19 protein-coding genes are annotated in these 17,350 nt (G+C 50.5%); 3 read left to right on the top strand and 16 right to left on the bottom strand.

Going from position 1 to position 17,350, the window contains the following annotated elements:
- Positions 1-22: 22 nt before the first annotated feature.
- Together bcp and AC6R10_RS02295 are read right to left on the bottom strand one after the other, a co-directional pair.
- Positions 23-493, bottom strand: a complete 471-nt coding sequence (bcp, locus tag AC6R10_RS02300) for a thioredoxin-dependent thiol peroxidase (protein ID WP_500671334.1) — start codon at positions 491-493, stop codon at positions 23-25.
- 14 nt (positions 494-507) lie between these two features.
- Positions 508-1,050 carry a glycine cleavage system transcriptional repressor gene (locus AC6R10_RS02295; protein WP_500671333.1) on the bottom strand — a complete coding sequence of 181 codons (543 nt, stop codon included), beginning with the start codon at positions 1,048-1,050 and terminating at the stop codon, positions 508-510.
- 313 nt (positions 1,051-1,363) lie between these two features.
- Here AC6R10_RS02295 and dapA point away from each other — a divergent pair, with 313 nt between their 5' ends.
- Together dapA and bamC are read left to right on the top strand one after the other, a co-directional pair.
- Positions 1,364-2,242 (top strand): 4-hydroxy-tetrahydrodipicolinate synthase, encoded by an 879-nt coding sequence (gene dapA, locus AC6R10_RS02290; protein ID WP_334551153.1) that lies wholly within the window; start codon positions 1,364-1,366, stop codon positions 2,240-2,242.
- Positions 2,243-2,294: 52 nt separating this feature from the next.
- Positions 2,295-3,320: an outer membrane protein assembly factor BamC gene (gene bamC / locus AC6R10_RS02285; RefSeq protein WP_500671332.1), complete on the top strand. Its 1,026-nt coding sequence runs from the start codon at positions 2,295-2,297 to the stop codon at positions 3,318-3,320.
- Between the two features lie 98 nt (positions 3,321-3,418).
- Here the strand turns inward: bamC and AC6R10_RS02280 are convergent, their stop codons facing one another.
- Positions 3,419-4,744, bottom strand: a complete 1,326-nt coding sequence (locus AC6R10_RS02280) for a Na+/H+ antiporter family protein (RefSeq protein ID WP_500628594.1) — start codon at positions 4,742-4,744, stop codon at positions 3,419-3,421.
- A 36-nt stretch (positions 4,745-4,780) separates the two neighbouring features.
- Entirely contained in the window at positions 4,781-5,428 is a 648-nt protein-coding gene (gene rnt, locus AC6R10_RS02275; protein ID WP_334551149.1) for a ribonuclease T, read from the bottom strand.
- Between the two features lie 195 nt (positions 5,429-5,623).
- Between rnt and motY the strand changes: the two genes are divergently transcribed.
- Positions 5,624-6,505, top strand: coding sequence for a flagellar protein MotY (gene motY / locus AC6R10_RS02270; protein ID WP_500671331.1), 882 nt, complete (start codon positions 5,624-5,626; stop codon positions 6,503-6,505).
- A 97-nt stretch (positions 6,506-6,602) separates the two neighbouring features.
- On the opposite strand, the gene AC6R10_RS02265 is transcribed toward motY, so the two are convergent.
- The 12 genes from AC6R10_RS02265 to znuC all read right to left on the bottom strand — a co-directional run bounded on the left by AC6R10_RS02265 (position 6,603) and on the right by znuC (position 17,340).
- Positions 6,603-7,040 (bottom strand): DUF2753 domain-containing protein, encoded by a 438-nt coding sequence (locus AC6R10_RS02265; RefSeq protein WP_334551145.1) that lies wholly within the window; start codon positions 7,038-7,040, stop codon positions 6,603-6,605.
- A gap of 111 nt (positions 7,041-7,151) precedes the next feature.
- A complete protein-coding gene (gene gloA, locus AC6R10_RS02260) occupies positions 7,152-7,568 on the bottom strand; it encodes a lactoylglutathione lyase (RefSeq protein WP_334551144.1) in 417 nt (138 codons plus the stop codon).
- 11 nt (positions 7,569-7,579) lie between these two features.
- The gene (gene nth, locus AC6R10_RS02255) at positions 7,580-8,221 is read right to left on the bottom strand and encodes an endonuclease III (protein WP_334551142.1); all 642 of its coding nucleotides are present in this window, start codon (positions 8,219-8,221) and stop codon (positions 7,580-7,582) included.
- A 25-nt stretch (positions 8,222-8,246) separates the two neighbouring features.
- Positions 8,247-8,933, bottom strand: coding sequence for an electron transport complex subunit E (locus AC6R10_RS02250; RefSeq protein WP_500671446.1), 687 nt, complete (start codon positions 8,931-8,933; stop codon positions 8,247-8,249).
- Complete coding sequence (rsxG, locus tag AC6R10_RS02245; RefSeq protein WP_500671330.1) at positions 8,926-9,561, bottom strand: electron transport complex subunit RsxG; 636 nt, start codon at positions 9,559-9,561, stop codon at positions 8,926-8,928. Before rsxG ends, AC6R10_RS02250 begins: the two co-directional genes overlap by 8 nt.
- Before the next feature lie 8 nt (positions 9,562-9,569).
- Positions 9,570-10,616, bottom strand: a complete 1,047-nt coding sequence (gene rsxD, locus AC6R10_RS02240; protein WP_500671329.1) for an electron transport complex subunit RsxD — start codon at positions 10,614-10,616, stop codon at positions 9,570-9,572.
- On the bottom strand, positions 10,616-13,051 hold the full coding sequence (gene rsxC, locus AC6R10_RS02235) for an electron transport complex subunit RsxC (RefSeq protein ID WP_500671328.1): 2,436 nt from the start codon (positions 13,049-13,051) through the stop codon (positions 10,616-10,618). The genes rsxD and rsxC overlap by 1 nt, the downstream gene beginning before the upstream one ends.
- A gap of 8 nt (positions 13,052-13,059) precedes the next feature.
- The gene (gene rsxB / locus AC6R10_RS02230) at positions 13,060-13,644 is read right to left on the bottom strand and encodes an electron transport complex subunit RsxB (protein ID WP_334551134.1); all 585 of its coding nucleotides are present in this window, start codon (positions 13,642-13,644) and stop codon (positions 13,060-13,062) included.
- Positions 13,644-14,225, bottom strand: coding sequence for an electron transport complex subunit RsxA (rsxA, locus tag AC6R10_RS02225; protein WP_334551133.1), 582 nt, complete (start codon positions 14,223-14,225; stop codon positions 13,644-13,646). The genes rsxB and rsxA overlap by 1 nt, the downstream gene beginning before the upstream one ends.
- Positions 14,226-14,359: 134 nt before the next feature.
- The gene (locus AC6R10_RS02220) at positions 14,360-15,505 is read right to left on the bottom strand and encodes an HD domain-containing phosphohydrolase (RefSeq protein ID WP_500671327.1); all 1,146 of its coding nucleotides are present in this window, start codon (positions 15,503-15,505) and stop codon (positions 14,360-14,362) included.
- A gap of 271 nt (positions 15,506-15,776) precedes the next feature.
- Positions 15,777-16,559, bottom strand: coding sequence for a zinc ABC transporter permease subunit ZnuB (znuB, locus tag AC6R10_RS02215; protein WP_500631949.1), 783 nt, complete (start codon positions 16,557-16,559; stop codon positions 15,777-15,779).
- Positions 16,552-17,340 carry a zinc ABC transporter ATP-binding protein ZnuC gene (gene znuC, locus AC6R10_RS02210; protein WP_334551129.1) on the bottom strand — a complete coding sequence of 263 codons (789 nt, stop codon included), beginning with the start codon at positions 17,338-17,340 and terminating at the stop codon, positions 16,552-16,554. Before znuC ends, znuB begins: the two co-directional genes overlap by 8 nt.
- Positions 17,341-17,350: the final 10 nt, after the last annotated feature.

Raw genomic sequence — 17,350 nt, 5'->3', positions numbered from 1 at the left:
GAGTGGGTGGCAAACGCAATCGTTAGGCTTTCTCGTTCAGGTAGTTCAGAACCACTTCGTGATGGTCTTTCGTTTTGAACTTGTCGAACACGTGTTCAATCACACCGTCTTCGTTGATAAGGAAGCTAATACGGTGCAAACCGTCATACACTTTGCCCATAAATTTCTTTTCGCCCCACACACCGAACTGCTCGGCGACGGCGTGGTCTTCATCGGAAAGTAAGGTGAAGTTGAGCTCGTCACGTTCGATGAATTTACCGAGTCGTTTTACAGGGTCGATACTTACCCCCAACACCACCACGTTGTGCTTATCTAGCTCGGCTTTCACGTCTCGCAGACCTTGTGCTTGAACTGTGCAGCCTGGCGTCATCGCTTTAGGGTAGAAGTAGAACAGCACTTTTTTGCCAGCGAAATCCGACAATGACACGGTATCGCCGTTTTGGTCGAGAAGAGAAAAAGCAGGAGCAGGAGAGCCGGCTTTGAGTGTATTCATGAAGTATTCCTTTCTTACTGACTATTTTTTAGAAAATTAAGTGAGCCTTGAACCTGTAGCTCTTTACATAAAGCACTGAAGTCTTCTTGTAACTGCATCAGGTTACAGCCCGAGTCGACAGAAGCAGAAATAGCGATATGGAACTGGTCTTGCTGCGCTTGAATCTTATCTTTATTGATCGTCTGGGCGCTAAGAGAAGAAAGGCCAATCTCTTTGCTGGCAAAGAACTGGGTGAATTGTTCCGTTAAGCCCGGTTTATCGTCCGACTCAATGAAGACTTCGACCATATAGCTATTGTCTGACAGAGCGTGAGGAGAAGTACGTTTCATCATGGTGATGAGATCATGTTCCTGGCCAAGTAAAGGCAAGGTGGTCTCGACGCGAGTGATGGCTGCGTTGCTTCCCGACAGCAGCATGATAAGCGTGAATTCACTACCAAATAGCGCAATACGACTATCAACAATGTTGCAACCCGAGTGCGTCACAAGGTGAACGACTTGGTTACAGATGCCTGAGCGGTCTGTCCCTACCGCGGTAATCACCAGATGTTGGTTCATAATGTCACTTCAGTCATTGTTAACTTTGTTAATGAGATAGCTTAGCACAGTTAAAAGGGAGAAAGTTGCGGGATCTGTAGGTTTTCTAATCACCTAAATTGAGTGTTTTCACATTGTAGAGTGAAAGCGCGCAGCCTAAGTCAAATCGGGCTGTGGAGTGGTCTAGGTTGGGATAGATTTTACCCAGAATTGCGCCAACGCTAACATATGATAAATATTCACAGATTTAGGTGATTTAAGCGTGACGAACCGCTTGTGTTTTTCAATCCCCATACAGTAACATGCGATAAGTATCGAAATTAGGGAGAGAGACATGTTTTCAGGAAGTATCGTCGCGTTAATTACACCGTTTAATCAAGAAGACGAAGTCGATTACGCGAGTCTGAAAAAACTGGTCGAATACCACATTGCTGCGGGCAGCAGCGGTATTGTTGCGGTAGGTACGACGGGTGAATCATCGACGTTATCGATAGAAGAGCATGTCAAGGTTGTACTCAAGACGCTGGAATTCGCGGATGGCCGTATTCCTGTTATAGCAGGCACAGGCGCGAACGCAACCCACGAGTCAGTCACCTTTAGCCGCCTATTGAATAATACGGGTATCGCCGGTTGTCTGAGCGTTACACCATACTACAACAAGCCAACACAAGAAGGTTTGTACCAGCACTACAAAGCGATCGCTGACGTCAGCGAAGTGCCGCTGATCCTATACAATGTACCGGGTCGTACTGCGGTAGACCTTAAACCTGAGACGGTTGCTCGCCTTTCTGAAATCGACAACATCGTTGCATTAAAAGATGCGACCGGTGATTTGAGTCGAATTGCGATTCATCGTGAACTTTGTGGCGAAGATTTTATCTTACTAAGTGGTGATGACTCGACCGGTTTGGATTTCGTCAAAATGGGTGGTCAAGGTGTGATTTCTGTGACCAACAATATTGCGGCTGCGGATATGGCAACCATGTTCCGTTTAGCCAGCGAAGGCAAATTTGACGAAGCGGAAGTCATCAACCAACGTTTGATGCCTTTGCACAAGAATCTATTTGTGGAGTCAAGCCCGATTCCGGTCAAATGGGCGGCGCATAAGCTGGGTCTGATTGACCACGGTAGCCTAAGATTGCCGCTGACAGAGCTGTCAGATAACGCGCAGCCGATTGTATCGCAAGCCATGACGGATGCGGGCATCTACTGATTTAGGATAACTGCCGAAGCTTAGCTTCGGCTTTGATTTCTTAGGAGTTTCAATGAAATTGTCTCACCAGCTAGTCGTTAGTTCACTAGCTGTTTTTGTTTTAAGTGCCTGCTCAGGCAGCGCCACGCAGCGTCGCCAAGCCAAAGACGACTTTGAGTATCTTAATACCCCTGATTTGACCGAGTGGACGTTACCGGCAGGCGCAGAGCCTCAGTTTTACCCCAACTACCAAATTCCTCAGGGCGAGTTCAGCGGTGGAATTGGTCGTGAAGTGGATATTCGTCCTCCCCAGCAGGTCCTAGCCTTGATTCCTGGAGCGCGAGCAGAGCGCAAAGAAGGGGAAACGACATTATGGCTGCTACGCGAAGACGAACTGGATCGTGTTTGGCAAACTGCGCAAACCATGCTGAGTGAGCGCAACATCGGTATCGTAGAGCAAACGACAGACCATATTGAAACCGATTGGGTGACATGGAATTCTGCTGATGAAGATGTGGAGCTCAGCTCTCGCTACGATATCTCTCGTCTTGTGGCAAACAACCGCTACGGCTTCAAAATTTCTCTTATCGATTGGCGCGAAGGCGGTAAATCTATGCCTGTTACTGCGACCAATAAATCTCGCTACAACGCATTGATGACCAATCTTGTCACCGCTCGCTATGATTTGGACTTGCGTGAAGAAGCGACGCGTAAAGCGCAAGAGCTGGTTAAACAGATCCCTATTACAATGGGCCGAGATCGCAGTGGCTTCCCGGTTATCATCGCTCGTACTCCATACGATGTCCTATGGCAGCGTTTGCCAGAATTGCTACCTAAGATGGGCTTTACCATCGAAGCGCGCAACCAATCTCAAGGTACCATCAAGGCCAAGTATGCCTCACCGGATGATGCGTTTTGGGATGATATCGGAGTGAAACCGACCGAGCTGAAAGCCGGAACTTATACCTTCCTCTTTGGCGATCTTGGGAACCGTACGTCCATCAACATTACCGATTCATCGGATGCCCCAGTGAATGAAGAGTTGTTGAAAGATATGGCGCCAGTGCTGGCGGCGGTGGCAGAAAAACATGCCAAATAGGTGTTGTCTGCACATCCAAACGTAAAAAAGCTGACCTAGAGTCAGCTTTTTTGATCTTAATTGTCTTTAGATTTTCATCTATCCACAGACCAACGCGTTTAGAGCGTCATCGCGGCAATCCAGCCAAAGACGATCAAAGGGATGTTGTAGTGGATAAAGGTTGGGACAACCGTTTCCCATACGTGCTCATGTTGCCCATCGGCATTCAGGCCAGACGTCGGGCCTAAGGTCGAATCAGAGGCCGGAGAGCCTGCATCACCAAGCGCTGCCGCCGTACCGACAAGGGCAACGGTCGCCAGTGGTGAAAAACCAAACGCAGCAGCAAGTGGAACGTAAATGGTGGCGATAATAGGAATAGTGGAGAAAGAAGAACCGATACCCATGGTGACTAATAGGCCAACAATGAGCATCAGAAGCGCAGCGAGCGGTTTGTTGTCACCAATGCTGGTAGAGAGTGCTTCAACCAAAGATTCAACACCACCGGTTTGCTTCATGACCGCGGCAAAGCCTGCGGCTGCAATCATGATGAAGCCAATCATAGCCATCATGTGCACACCCTTAGTAAAGACATCCTGAGTTTCACGCCAGGCAATCACACCACCAAAGGTAAAGACCATAAAGCCAGCTAGGGCACCGACAATCATTGAACCGGTCGAGAGCTGAACCGTCAATGCCGCGATAATACCCAATGCGGCAGTCAGGACGTTCTTCTTGTTCACTTGGGTGGTGTTCTCTTCCACATGCGTCAGCTCCGTCTCTTTGTAGATTCGAGGCTTACGGTAGCTGACAAAAATAGCCGTGATCAGACCAAACACCATACCCGCAGCAGGGAGCAGCATCGCCATCGGCACTTGGCTTGCGGTGACAGACTCAAGACCGTTGTCGTGCAAGTTTTTCAGCAAGATGTTGTTGAGGAAAATGCCACCAAAACCGATCGGCAACACCATGTATGGCGTGACTAGGCCAAAAGTCAGCACACAGGCAATCATGCGGCGGTCAAGGTTCAGTTTTGCAAATACGCCTAGCAAAGGTGGAATAAGAATAGGGATGAAGGCGATATGGACAGGAATGACGTTTTGCGATGACATGGTCACTAGAATCAGGGCAACCAGCACGGCGTACTTAAGGCCAAGTGACGCATTGGCATTCTCTTTACCATGAATACGTTTGATCACGCTGCTTGCTAGAAGGTCGGTGATGCCGGATTTTGAAATCGCAACGGCAAACGTACCTAGCATCGCGTAGCTCAGTGCAATCGTTGCGCCGCCACCTAGACCACTTTCAAACGCGGAAACCGCCTCATTTAGACTCATGCCAGAGACGAGGCCGCCGATGATAGCACTGAATGTCAGCGCGACCACGACGTTCACGCGCATCAGGGCAAGCGCTAGCATAACGCAAACGGAAATAACAACAGGGTTCATAACTTACTCGATAATTGTGTTTACATGTTTTTAGTATTAATCGGCGTCGTCGCTCAGTGGCCAGCCGCCTAGGGCTTTCCATTTATTGACGATGCCACAGAAAAGCTCTGCGGTTTTCTCCGTGTCGTAGAGCGCAGAGTGGGCTTCTTTGTTGTCAAATTCCATCCCTGCGGTTTTACACGCTTTGGCCAGAACAGTTTGACCGTAGGCCAAACCACTTAATGCGGCAGTATCAAAGGTGGCGAAGGGGTGAAATGGGACGCGTTTGAGCTTGCTACGTTCGCTTGCTGCCATGACAAAACTGTGGTCAAAAGTGGCATTGTGCGCAACGATGATAGCTCGGCTACAGTCCGCCGCTTTTTGCTCGCGGCGAACAAGCTTATAAATCTCTTTTAATGCTTCGGCTTCTGTCACTGCGCCGCGAAGCGGGCTAAATGGGTCACGAATCCCATTGAATTCTAGGGCTTCTTTTTCTAAGTTCGCCCCTTCAAATGGTTCAACATGGAAGTGAATCGTTGACGCAGGGTGGAGATCGCCATTTTCATCCATACGTAAGGTGACCGCGCAGATTTCCAAGAGGGCATCGGTTTGGGCGTTAAATCCTGCGGTCTCGACGTCGATCACCACTGGGAAATAGCCTCGAAAGCGTTTTTTAAGCGTCAATGCTTCGTTTTCTGAACTCATGTTGGTCTATTGTTATGTGACAGGGGCAGCATTATTGCAGATTCTGTCAACAAGAAAAACCGTTAATCTCTTTGATGGCGACGCTGGGGAATGAAAGTGTTGGCGAGCTTTTTGCATTATTCTCACCAAAGTCATGCAGACAGAGTGACAAGCGGCAACGCCAGTCACCCAGCAGTATTAGAGATGAAGCATACTATGAACAAATTCTACGTTGCCTGTTTAGGGCTAGTCATTGCCGGTTTTGAAGCGAACGCCTTTGCGCTTGAGAAGCGCTATGTGGCAACGCCGATGCAGTCAACCTGGCAAATGGTTGCCAATACGCCGCTAGAATGTAAGTTGGTTCATCCTATCCCAAACTACGGCGATGCGGTGTTTTCTTCCCAAGCCAGTAAAAAGATCAATCTGGACTTTGAGCTGAAGATGAAACGGCCGATGGGGCAGACAAGAGACGTTAGCTTAGTGTCGATGCCTCCAGCATGGCGACCTGGCGATGGCGCCAGCCGCATGTCGAGCATTCAGTTTTTTCAGCAATTTGATGGTTACGTTGGTGGACAAACCGCGTGGAGCATTTTGGGTGAGCTTGAAAAGGGGCGTTATCCCACGTTTAGCTATCAAGAGTGGCAAAGTCGTGACGAGCGGGTAGAGGTGGCGTTGTCGTCGGTGCTTTTTCAGCCCACCTACAACGTATTTAGTGATTGTATTGCCAACTTGTTGCCTTACAGCTTTGAAGATATCGCCTTCACCATTTTGCATTATGACCGTTCTAGCGTAGAGCTGAATAAAGCTTCGCAAAAACGCCTTGCACAAATTGCGGAGTACATTAAACACAACCGAGATATAGACTTGGTGTTGGTATCGACATACACCGACTCGTTAGACAGTAAAGCCGCCAGCCAAAGTTTATCTGAGCAGCGTGCTGAAGTGCTGCAACGTTACTTCCGTTCGCTTGGTTTACCGGAAGACAGGATTCAAGTTCAAGGTTATGGGCGTCGTCGTCCGGTGGCGGACAACGCATCACCGCTTGGCAAAGATAAAAACCGCCGCGTAGTGATTTCTCTCGGTCGTACCCAAGTCTAAAAGAACAGCGCCAAAATTTGGCGCTGTTTTTGTATCCGCTGCATAGCTTCAGTATGTAAGGTAAAACATGAAGCCAAGTTTTTAGCAAGATAGCCGATCAGTTCAGCTTAAACTGTGCGATTAAGTTGCAATTGGTCGCTGTATCGATGTCTTGTACCATGCGAGCGATGGTCGGATTGGGGTGGCGTTTCATAAACTCCACTAACGCCTTTTTACAGCAGCCGATCGAAGAGACAAAGGCGTCACAGTCTGAATTCGGGCATTGAGGGATCAGCGTCAGCACTTTCTCTGAAGCGAGCTGTAAATACTTCAGTTCATACTTTTCATCGCCCATCGAGCGCCAGAAGGTCGCTAGGTTGTGGCACGAAATCACCGAGATCATCAGTCGGTCTTCGATATCGACATCGACCTGTTCACCCAGTCGTTCGCTCAGTGTTAATGCCTGTTGATAATGCAGAATACTGCGTAAGTGGTCTTGGTCCTTAAACGCGACGTCTGCGAGCAGTGTGTGTTTTTCCCATTCTGCCAGTTGCATGCTTGTCTCTCCTCTCTATGAGAAGGATAAGATTAAGTGATAATCATTATCATGTAAAGCAAATAAAAATGGGCAGCCGAGGCTACCCATAGGTTGAATTGATTGGCACTGTTAGCCTTCAAGCCCAGCTGTCGCTTGCTTGTTTTGAATCAACTCAATTTTGTAACCGTCTGGATCTTCAACAAACGCGATGTGTGTCGTGCCACCTTTTACGGGGCCTGGTTCACGAGTCACATTGCCGCCTGCGGCTTTGATCGCATCACAAGTAGCGTAGATGTCATCGACACCCACCGCTACATGGCCAAATGCGTTGCCAAGATCGTAACTGTCGGTACCCCAGTTGTACGTTAGCTCAATCACCGCGCCTTGCGATTCATCGCCATAGCCAACGAAAGCCAACGTGTATTGGTATTCTGTGTTTTCGTTTTTACGTAACAGAGACATGCCCATTACGTCAGTGTAGAACTGAATAGATTTGTCGAGATCACCTACGCGTAGCATGGTGTGTAGAATGCGTCCGTTTGACATGTGCCTAGCTCCTAGTTGTCGGGGTAAACTTTCTCTTTATATTCACACAGGTCTTCAATCAAGCAACTGCCACACCTTGGCTTACGGGCCAAACAGGTGTAGCGGCCATGAAGGATCAACCAGTGATGTACGTCGAGTTTGAATTCTTTGGGGACCACCTTAAGCAGTTTCTCTTCTACTTGGTCAACGTTCTTGCCCATAGCGAATTTGGTGCGATTGGAGACGCGGAAAATGTGCGTATCGACCGCAATCGTTGGCCAACCAAAGGCCGTGTTGAGGACGACATTCGCCGTCTTGCGACCCACGCCAGGTAGTGCCTCGAGTGCCTCACGGTTTTCAGGCACCTCACCGTTATGTTGGTCGAGCAGAATACGACAGGTTTTGATGACGTTTTCTGCTTTTGAGTTAAATAAGCCAATGGTTTTGATGTACTCTTTCACGCCGTCAACGCCGAGATCAAACATCGCTTGTGGCGTGTTGGCAACAGGGTAGAGCTTGTCAGTGGCTTTGTTGACACTGACATCGGTGGCTTGAGCCGAGAGGAGAACCGCGATCAGCAGCTCGAAAGGCGTGTTCCAATTCAGCTCCGTTTGCGGGTGCGGATTGTCATCTCTTAGCCTCTGTAGAATTTGAATGCGTTTCTCTTTGTTCATTATTCGCTGACTTCCCGTGTGTTGATTAGTTGGTCACCCGCGCTCGTTCTATCGTTGGTTTGGTTTTCTCTTTGCGCGCGCTCAGTCGACTATCGATGGTGTTTTTGATCGCAATCAGTAGCCCAACGCCGATGAAGGCACCTGGCGGCAGCATTGCCAGCAGGAAATTGCTGTCAAATTGGAACACTTCAATTCGCAGCGCCGTTGCCCATTGCCCTAGCAGCAGCTCTGCACCATCAAATAAGGTACCATTGCCAAGAATCTCACGCATGGCTCCCAAAATGACAAGAATAATCAGCATCCCCATGCCCATCCAAAAACCGTCTTGAGCGGCAAGAAGTGGCACGTTTTTCGAGGCAAACGCTTCCGCGCGTCCGATGATGATGCAGTTGGTCACGATAAGTGGGATAAATATGCCCAGCGACAAATACAAACCGTAAGCGTACGCGTTCATCAGCAGCTGCACGCAGGTCACTAACGAGGCAATGATCATCACAAAGACCGGAATGCGTACCTCTTTTGGCACATAGTCGCGTACTAAAGAGACGGTCACGTTCGATCCAACCAGAACCAACAGGGTCGCAATCCCCAAGCCAAGCGCATTAGTGACGGTAGAGGAGACCGCCAGCAAAGGGCATAGGCCAAGCAGTTGGACCAGTGCGGGGTTGTTGTCCCACAAACCATTCTTAATCAGTGTTTGATGTTCAGTCACGCGCACCTCCGCAATTGAGCGGTTGAGATTGAATGTCACCACGATGGTCGTTGACATACTCTAACGTATTACGTACCGCCTTGACGACCGCTCTTGGCGTGATGGTCGCCCCGGTAAATTGATCAAATTGCCCGCCATCTTTACGTACTTTCCAACTGGCCTGGTTCTCCGTAGTCAGCACTTTGCCGGTAAAGCCGAGGATCCAATCTGTGACACGTAAATCGACTTTGTCACCGAGTCCGGGTGTCTCTTGATGGCTCAATACTCGGGTGCCGGTGACGGTGCCGTCTTGTTTTACGCCAATGATGAGTTTGATGGAGCCGTTATAGCCATCGGGCGCGATGGCTTCAATCGCCATGGCGCTAGGCTCGCCATTTAAGGAAGCGAGATAGACTGGCATAGGCTCAGTCGTGCCAAGCAGCGGATCCGTTACCAAGGTACAGGCTTGGTAGAGATCGTTGTCGTGCAGGTCATGTGGGATGACCTGATTGAGTACCGAGAGCAACTGCGCTTGCTCCTGGCGCTGGATCTGATCGGCGGTCAAGTAGTGAGTCAGCGCAACTAAGCCTGTAGAAGCACAGGCAAAGATGGCAAGGATTGCGCCGTTGTTACGTATAGCGTTCAGCATGATACCCCTCAGTGACCGTAAGTTTTGGGTTTGGTGTAGTAATCAATCATGGGTACGCACATATTGCCCAGTAGCACCGCAAAGGCAACGCCATCTGGGAAGCCGCCCCACGTTCGAATGATAAAGACCATAGCGCCAATAAAGGCCCCAAATACCAAGCGTCCCTTGACAGTGGTCGACGCCGACACCGGATCGGTTGCGATAAAAAAGGCGCCGATCATGGCTGCGCCAGAAAGGAGGTGCAAGATGGGTGAGGCGGTCTCTCCTGGCATGATGAGCATAAAAATTCCGCTCATGGCAGCGAGGCTAGCGAGAAAACTCACAGGGATGTGCCAACTGATGATGCGCAGTTTTATCAGCATCAAACCACCGAACAAATACGCCAAGTTGACCCATTCCCAACCGACGCCGCCTAAACCGCTAAATTGCGCTTGTCGCATCACTTCCACACTGGTATTTCCTGCAAGCAGGCCAGTTTTAAACGCATCGAGTGGGGTGGCCATAGTGATGCCATCGATACCGGTGCGAATTTGTTGTAGCGACAGCCCCTCTTGACTGTAACCGCTAAAGATTAGCGACAAGGTATCGGCAAGGGAGGTGCTGACGGGTTGCAGTGTGCTCGGAGCCATCCAACTGGTCATTTGGACAGGGAAGGAGACGAGCAACACCACGTAGGCGACCATTGCTGGGTTAAAGAGGTTTTGTCCAATACCGCCGTAGAGGTGTTTTGCGATGACGATGGCGAACACCAGTCCAATCACCATCATCCACCAAGGGGAAAGAGGCGGAATGGCCACAGCCAGCAACCAAGCGGTCACGATGGCGCTGTTATCACGCAGTGCTGACATGGGCGAGCGGCCACGAACCAGCATCACCACACTTTCAAGTAGCAGTGCCAGTGCAATGGCAAAAATCAGTTGGATCAAAGTGCCCCAACCAAAAAAGTAGATTTGAGCGGCAAGCCCGGGCAAGGCGCAGACGGCGACCCATTTCATCAAATCCGGCGTGCTTTTACGGCTGTGAGCATGGGGGGAACTTGCGATAAAGAACGCCACTAGTTGTTCTCCTCAGAAGGTTTAGATGATTGTTGGGCGGCTTTACGAGCTTTTGCGCGAGCAATCGCTGCCGCGACTGCGGCTTTTTTCGGATCTTCAGCAGGCTCATTCTTAGCTTGAGTTTCTTCGCTGCTGGAGTCTGCGTCGCTCTCTTGCTGCGCCTTACGCGCTTTGGCTCGAGCAATCGCCGCCGCGACGGCGGCTTTTTTCGGATCTTCAGCAGGCTCATTCTTAGCTTGAGTCTCTTCGCTGCTAGAGTCTGCGTCGCTCTCTTGCTGCGCTTTACGCGCTTTAGCGCGAGCAATCGCTGCTGCGACGGCGGCTTTTTTCGGATCCTCAGCAGGCTCACTCTTAGCTTGAGCCTCTTCGCTGCTGGAGCCCGTTTTGTTCTCTTGCTGCGCTTTACGCGCTTTAGCACGAGCAATCGCTGCCGCGACGGCGGCTTTTTTCGGATCCTCAGCAGGCTCATTCTTAGCTTGAGCCTCTTCGCTGCTGGAGCCCGTTTCGTTCTCTTGCTGCACCTTACGAGCTTTAGCGCGAGCAATCGCTGCCGCGACTGCCGCTTTTTTTGGATCCTCTGCTGGCTTGTGCTCTTCAGGTGTCTCTTCGCTACTGTTACTTGCTAATGCGGCTTTGCGCGCTTTCGCTCTGGCCACAGCAGCGGCGACGGCGGAAGATTTGTCTGTTTCGCTTTGCTCATCACTTTGAGTGGTTTCTTGTTGCGCTTTCTGCGCTTTTTTCTCGCGGGCTTGACGCTTACGCTCTTCTCGCAACTTGGCCATTTCCGTGTTGTCCGGTTGGTCGCTGCTGCTTGTCGCTTGCTCTCTAGCCGCTTCTTGTTTCGCTTTGGCTCTGGCAATCGCGGCGGCGACCGCTGGCTTGGTTTTGCTGTCTTCGCTTGTGGATTTTTGCGCTTTCACACGCGCGATGGCGGCGGCGATGGCGTCATCTCCTCCACTGGCTTTCATCTCGCTGCGACGCTCATCCGCGGCTTTTTTGAAGCGATTCTCACGTTCGGCTTTGTCACGTTCCATACGCGCTTTTTTCTCTTCAAAGCGGAGTTTGGCACGCTCTGCCGCTTGCGCTTCTTCTTTGCGCGTGCGTATTTCCGCTTTGGCCTGGCGATAATATTGCACCAGTGGGATCTCGCTAGGGCAGACGTACGCACAGGCGCCACATTCAATGCAGTCTTTTAGGTTGAGCTCTTCACATTTTTCATACTCTTGCGATTTCGCATACCACTGCAACTGTTGAGGCAATAGTGACGCGGGGCAAACCTCTGCGCACTGAGCGCAGCGAATGCACGCCATTTCCGTACCCGCAGGGGCGATCTCGCGGCGAGTTGGGGCAAGAATACAGTTGGAGGTTTTTGTGATTGGCACATTGGCGTGCGGCAAGGTAAAGCCCATCATTGGCCCACCCATGATCAATCGAGGTAGGCGCTTATCTGCTTGATAGCCGAACTCGTCGAGCAGCGCTTGAACTGGGGTGCCCAAAGCCGCAAGGACGTTGCGTGGTTGACGAAATGCATTGCCCGTTAACGTAACGATGCGCTCAATCAAAGGTTCACCATCCACAACGGCGCGTTTGATGGCGTACAGCGATCCAACGTTTTGTACCATCATCCCAATGTCCGCTGGGATGCCATCGGCGGGGACTTCTTTGTTAGTCAGCAGTTTGATGAGCTGCTTTTCGCCGCCCGAGGGGTACTTAGTCGGTACGACACGAATGATAAGGTCTTTGTCTTGCGCTGCCGCTTCTAAGGCTGCAATCGCCTCAGGTTTGTTGTCTTCAATGCCGATCACGGTCAGCTTTGGCTTGAGAATATGCTCGACAATCTCGATGCCCGTGATCACCTCTTGTGCAAACTCTCGCATCAAGGTGTCATCGGCGGTGATGTAGGGTTCACACTCAGCGGCATTGATGATCAAAATCTCGGTACGCGAGAGGCCCGATTGAATCTTTTTCGCGGTAGGAAAGCCAGCGCCTCCCATACCAGAAATCCCCGCTAGGCGGATCTTTTCAATCAGAGCTTCTGGAGAGTGTTGGCTGAAATCAGGCCAAGGGGCTTTGTCATACCAGGTTTCTTTGCCATCGGGTTGAATGACAATGCAGGTCTCCGCTAAACCGGAAGGGTGGGCGGTGGTACGAGGCTCAATCGCCGTAATGGTGCCTGAGGTGGGCGCGTGCACGGGCAACGTAAATGTGACGTCGTACTTGGTTAACGGCTCACCTTTTAAGACGTGCGCGCCGATATCAACCAGTAAGGTCCCTTCTTTGCCGATGTGCTGTTTGAGAGGCAGCACAATTTCACTTGGCAACGAGGCGCGAACCAATTCACTGCCCAGCGACTGCTGTTTATTCTCTGGTGGGTGAATTCCCCCAGGAAACTGCCACAGCGTACCTGATTTAATTTGTTCGATTAATGACAACATACCAGTCCTTAATTCACGCTTTTCTGCGCGGAGGCAGAATCGGTAATATCAACAACAGGAATGGCGTCCAGTTGCCACTTCCAGTTCGCTGTAGTGTTTTCTACAGGAATCATTTCAATGCAGTCCGTTGGGCACGGCGCGACACACAAATCGCAGCCAGTACATTCATCTTTAATCACGGTATGTAGCGCTTTGGTGCCGCCAACAATGGCATCAACCGGGCAGGCTTGAATGCACTTGGTGCAGCCAATACACATATCTTCATGAATAAAGGCGACTTTTTTGACGGCTTCATCTAGGTCATGCGCAGACTCTGTCGCTTCGACACCCATTAAATCCGCCAGCTTCTCAATGGTGGCTTGACCGCCTGGAGGACACTTGTTGATCTCGTCTCCCGTGGCGATCGCTTCTGCATAAGGGCGACAGCCAGGGTAGCCGCACTGGCCACACTGAGTTTGCGGTAAAATCGCGTCGATTTGATCGACGATCGGATCGGCTTCTACTTTGAAGCGGATGGAGGCGAAGCCCAAGATTGCGCCAAACAGCGCAGCAAGCGCGGCAATCGCGATAACGGCAATTAGGATGGCACTCATTACAGCTTCACCAACCCAGTAAAGCCCATAAAGGCGAGAGACATCAGTCCTGCGGTGATCATCGCAATGGACGCTCCTTTAAATGGGACTGGCACATCCGCAGCGTTAATACGTTCACGCATCGAAGCAAACAAAATCAGCACCATAGAGAAACCCACCGCAGCGCCAAAGCCGTAGATAATCGATTGGATAAAGTTGTGGTTCTCATTGATGTTAAGCAGGGCAACACCCAGCACCGCACAGTTGGTGGTGATCAACGGCAGGAAGATGCCGAGTAAGCGGTAGAGCGTCGGACTGGTTTTGTGTACCACCATTTCCGTGAACTGCACGACGACGGCGATAACAAGAATGAAGCTCATGGTACGTAAGTATTGCAACCCAAGCGGCAGCAAGATGTAGTTTTCTACTAAATACGCGCACACGGAAGCGAGGGTTAACACGAACGTCGTCGCGAGCCCCATACCAATAGCGGTCTCTAATTTCTTAGACACCCCCATAAATGGACATAACCCCAGGAATTTTACCAGTACAAAGTTGTTTACCAGCACAGTGCCGACCAACAACAAAAGATATTCGGTCATAGTTATATAATTTAGATATTCCGATCCCGACATTATCCTGCTTTGGATGCCTAATAACAACCAAGGAAAGATAAGGTTTTATATTGTTGAATGAAAATTATACGGGATCGGGCGGCGTTTGGTCAGCCAAGTCACTAATTTGTCGTCGCTCGTTCACTTGGGTCGAGTTCAGGATAGCGCTCTGATATCGCTTTTAGTTCGCTTTGATGCTCGCGCAGTGCATTGACGCAATCACGATCCAATTTACCCATCTGAACCATCTTTTCCAGCTCTAGCAGTGCATAAAGAATCGACGACGCCTGTTTATACGGGCGATGGGTGATCAAAGCGTCAAAGATATTTGCGACGCAGACAATACGAGCGGCGAGAGGGATCTCATTGCCTTTTAGATGGCGAGGATATCCAGAGCCATCGAGAAACTCATAGTGGTGCGCAATGATGTGTAAAAACAGTTCAGCACTGGGGTGACCACTTGCGCCCGCTTGCTCAATGAACTCATGAATGATGACTTCGCCCGCTTGAACATGTTCTCTGAGTGTGGCGAGCTCTACCTCGGTCAATTTACCGGGTTTACACAGTAGCTCGGCCGGTAGCGTGACTTTGCCAATGTCGTGATACTGCGAAAATAAGCTGAGGTGTTCAATGGTTTCGTCATCGAGATCGTATTTGAGCGCAAGGCCCGTTGCTATTACATGTGTAAAACTGGCGACGCGCTGTTTGTGCGCCCGAGACTCTCGTTGATAGAGCGGAAACTGCGCAGCGTGCTTGCAAGCGCAATTGATCAAGGTATCCACCAGCTGATACTCAGAAAAAATCGACAACCTCATCATCTCCAAGTAAGGCTTAAGGGTATCGAGCGCCGCCGGTGTAAACGCACCCTCTTGATAAGAGTTGAGGAAGATGAACCCAAGGAATCGATCATGGATAAAGGTTGGTATGGTCGCTGAAGATCGGTAGCCATCGCGCAGTAAAGACTCAATATGCGGCGAGCGGCGCAATGTTGTTAGATGCGTCAAAATGACCGGGCTGCGCGATTGCAGGCTTTGGCGCAGCGTCGGTAATGAACTCAGTGGCGCTTCGTAATGGGTAATATTGAGCGAAAGCGAGGTACTGTCGGCGTAACTGCGCAGCAAATGATCTCTGTCGTCATACAGGGCAAAACTTAAGTGGTCGAGAGCGGGATGGTGAACTTGCATGCGCTCCAACAAGCCGGTCATTTGCTCGTTTAGGTGATGGGTTTGTGCCAGTGAAGAGTGGCGATGCAGTGTTGAGTTTTCCATGATGCCCCCCTTACAAAATCAACGCCAACGATGAATCAAGAACGAACCGATTGTTGTGCCTCACTGGGTATTGAATGTGTGCACACTCAGTTTCGGCCACATAGCTTCGGACAAGCAGTAATCTGCAATCTGCAACTTACCTACTTAAGTGTAGACAGGGATGACTCTCTTGGCGGGGAAAGGCAGAGCTAAATGCGAAAGGCTTGATCCATCGCAAACTTGGGGAGAAAAAAATGTAAAGCGCCGCTGATCGCGGCGCTTGGTCTATTGGTTAATCAATACGTTTTAACTGAGCGAGGATAAAACAGGCCGTCGCGCAGATGACGACAGATGGACCAGCCGGGGTATCGTAATGCCAAGAGAGCGACAGCCCACAGATCACCGCGACACTGCCAATCAGCGATGCAAAGCACGCCATTTGCTCTGGGCTTTTGGCAAAACGTCTTGCCGCCGCAGCAGGAATGATCAGCAGTGAGGTCATGATCAAGGCCCCGACGTATTTCATACCAATCGCAATCACTAGGCCGACCAGCAACATTAAAATCAAGCGCATCAAATCGACGTTATGGCCTTCGACAGCCGCCAACTCTTCATTGACGGTGGTGGAAATGAGCGGACGCCAGAAGACGATAAGCACCGCGCCAACGACGAGCGAGCCAAGGTAAATGTAGATCAAATCTGTGGGCGTGACGGCGAGCAAATCTCCGAACAAGTAGCTCATCAAATCAATACGTACGTGATCAAGAAAGCTGACGGCGACCAAACCGAGTGATAGGGCACTGTGAGCCAAGATCCCAAGTAAGGTATCGGTGGCGACCAACTGCTGGCGTTGCAACGTGACCAGAATCACCGCGAGCGCCAAACAGCAGACCACCAAGGCGAGATACAAGTTGATATTGAGCAAAAAGCCGAGTGCGATACCCATTAGTGACGCATGAGCCAAGGTGTCCCCAAAATAGGCCATTTTTCGCCACACGACGAATGAACCCAACGGACCGGAGATCGCCGCAATACCAAGACCGGCAAAGAGTGAGGGGAGTAAAAACTCAATCATGATGATGGTGTCCGTGAGAATGGTGAGAACAGGCCGTCGCATCGCCCGCTACGGGTTGACCGGATAAATCATGATGATGGTGGTCATGCTGGTGGTGATAAAACGCCAGTGACTCACGCTGAGCTTGGCCAAACAGCGCAATATAATTGGGGTGCTGTGCAATGTCGGCAGGTGCGCCGGAGCAGCAGATGTGATGTTGCAGACAAATCACATCATCGGTCTTGGCCATGACGAGATGTAAATCATGGGAGACCATAAACACCGCGCAGTTAAAACGGCGGCGTAGCGTATCAATCAGCTCATACAGATCGATTTGCCCTTGCACGTCGACCCCTTGTGCCGGTTCGTCAAGCACCAATAAATCTGGACGCTGCAACAGAGCCCGCGCGAGTAACACGCGCTGCGTTTCACCGCCAGATAGCGAATGCATATTGGCCATGAGCATGTGTTCTGCGCCTACCAGTTTGAGCGAGTCGATGATCTCTTGTTGGCTGTAACGCCCAGCCAGTTTAAGAAATCGCTCAACGGTCAAAGGGAGCGAATCATTCAGCTTGAGTTTCTGTGGGACGTAGCCGGTGCGCAGCCCTTTTTGGCGTGTAATCTGGCCGGTAAAGCGCTTCTGCAAGCCAAGCAGCACTTTGACTAAGGTAGATTTACCCGCGCCGTTTGGGCCGATCAAGGTGGTGATTTCGCCGCGTTTGATGGTCAAGGAGACCTTATCGAGCACTTTGCGCTCATCAAATTGGACCGAAATATTAGCTAGTTCGACGAGAGTCGACATGAATAGAACT

The sequence above is a fragment of the Vibrio sp. R12-SG2-ISO1 genome (assembly GCF_059834045.1).
This window is presented reverse-complemented; position numbering and strand designations above follow the sequence as displayed.

What these genes read in the sequence shown, in the direction of transcription:
- bcp (WP_500671334.1), bottom strand. Translation starts at nt 493, where the DNA reads ATGAATACACTCAAAGCCGGCTCTCCTGCTCCTGCTTTTTCTCTTCTC.
- AC6R10_RS02295 (WP_500671333.1), bottom strand. Translation starts at nt 1,050, where the DNA reads ATGAACCAACATCTGGTGATTACCGCGGTAGGGACAGACCGCTCAGGC.
- dapA (WP_334551153.1), top strand. Translation starts at nt 1,364, where the DNA reads ATGTTTTCAGGAAGTATCGTCGCGTTAATTACACCGTTTAATCAAGAA.
- bamC (WP_500671332.1), top strand. Translation starts at nt 2,295, where the DNA reads ATGAAATTGTCTCACCAGCTAGTCGTTAGTTCACTAGCTGTTTTTGTT.
- AC6R10_RS02280 (WP_500628594.1), bottom strand. Translation starts at nt 4,744, where the DNA reads ATGAACCCTGTTGTTATTTCCGTTTGCGTTATGCTAGCGCTTGCCCTG.
- rnt (WP_334551149.1), bottom strand. Translation starts at nt 5,428, where the DNA reads ATGAGTTCAGAAAACGAAGCATTGACGCTTAAAAAACGCTTTCGAGGC.
- motY (WP_500671331.1), top strand. Translation starts at nt 5,624, where the DNA reads ATGAACAAATTCTACGTTGCCTGTTTAGGGCTAGTCATTGCCGGTTTT.
- AC6R10_RS02265 (WP_334551145.1), bottom strand. Translation starts at nt 7,040, where the DNA reads ATGCAACTGGCAGAATGGGAAAAACACACACTGCTCGCAGACGTCGCG.
- gloA (WP_334551144.1), bottom strand. Translation starts at nt 7,568, where the DNA reads ATGTCAAACGGACGCATTCTACACACCATGCTACGCGTAGGTGATCTC.
- nth (WP_334551142.1), bottom strand. Translation starts at nt 8,221, where the DNA reads ATGAACAAAGAGAAACGCATTCAAATTCTACAGAGGCTAAGAGATGAC.
- rsxG (WP_500671330.1), bottom strand. Translation starts at nt 9,561, where the DNA reads ATGCTGAACGCTATACGTAACAACGGCGCAATCCTTGCCATCTTTGCC.
- rsxC (WP_500671328.1), bottom strand. Translation starts at nt 13,051, where the DNA reads ATGTTGTCATTAATCGAACAAATTAAATCAGGTACGCTGTGGCAGTTT.
- rsxB (WP_334551134.1), bottom strand. Translation starts at nt 13,644, where the DNA reads ATGAGTGCCATCCTAATTGCCGTTATCGCGATTGCCGCGCTTGCTGCG.
- rsxA (WP_334551133.1), bottom strand. Translation starts at nt 14,225, where the DNA reads ATGACCGAATATCTTTTGTTGTTGGTCGGCACTGTGCTGGTAAACAAC.
- AC6R10_RS02220 (WP_500671327.1), bottom strand. Translation starts at nt 15,505, where the DNA reads ATGGAAAACTCAACACTGCATCGCCACTCTTCACTGGCACAAACCCAT.
- znuB (WP_500631949.1), bottom strand. Translation starts at nt 16,559, where the DNA reads ATGATTGAGTTTTTACTCCCCTCACTCTTTGCCGGTCTTGGTATTGCG.
- znuC (WP_334551129.1), bottom strand. Translation starts at nt 17,340, where the DNA reads ATGTCGACTCTCGTCGAACTAGCTAATATTTCGGTCCAATTTGATGAG.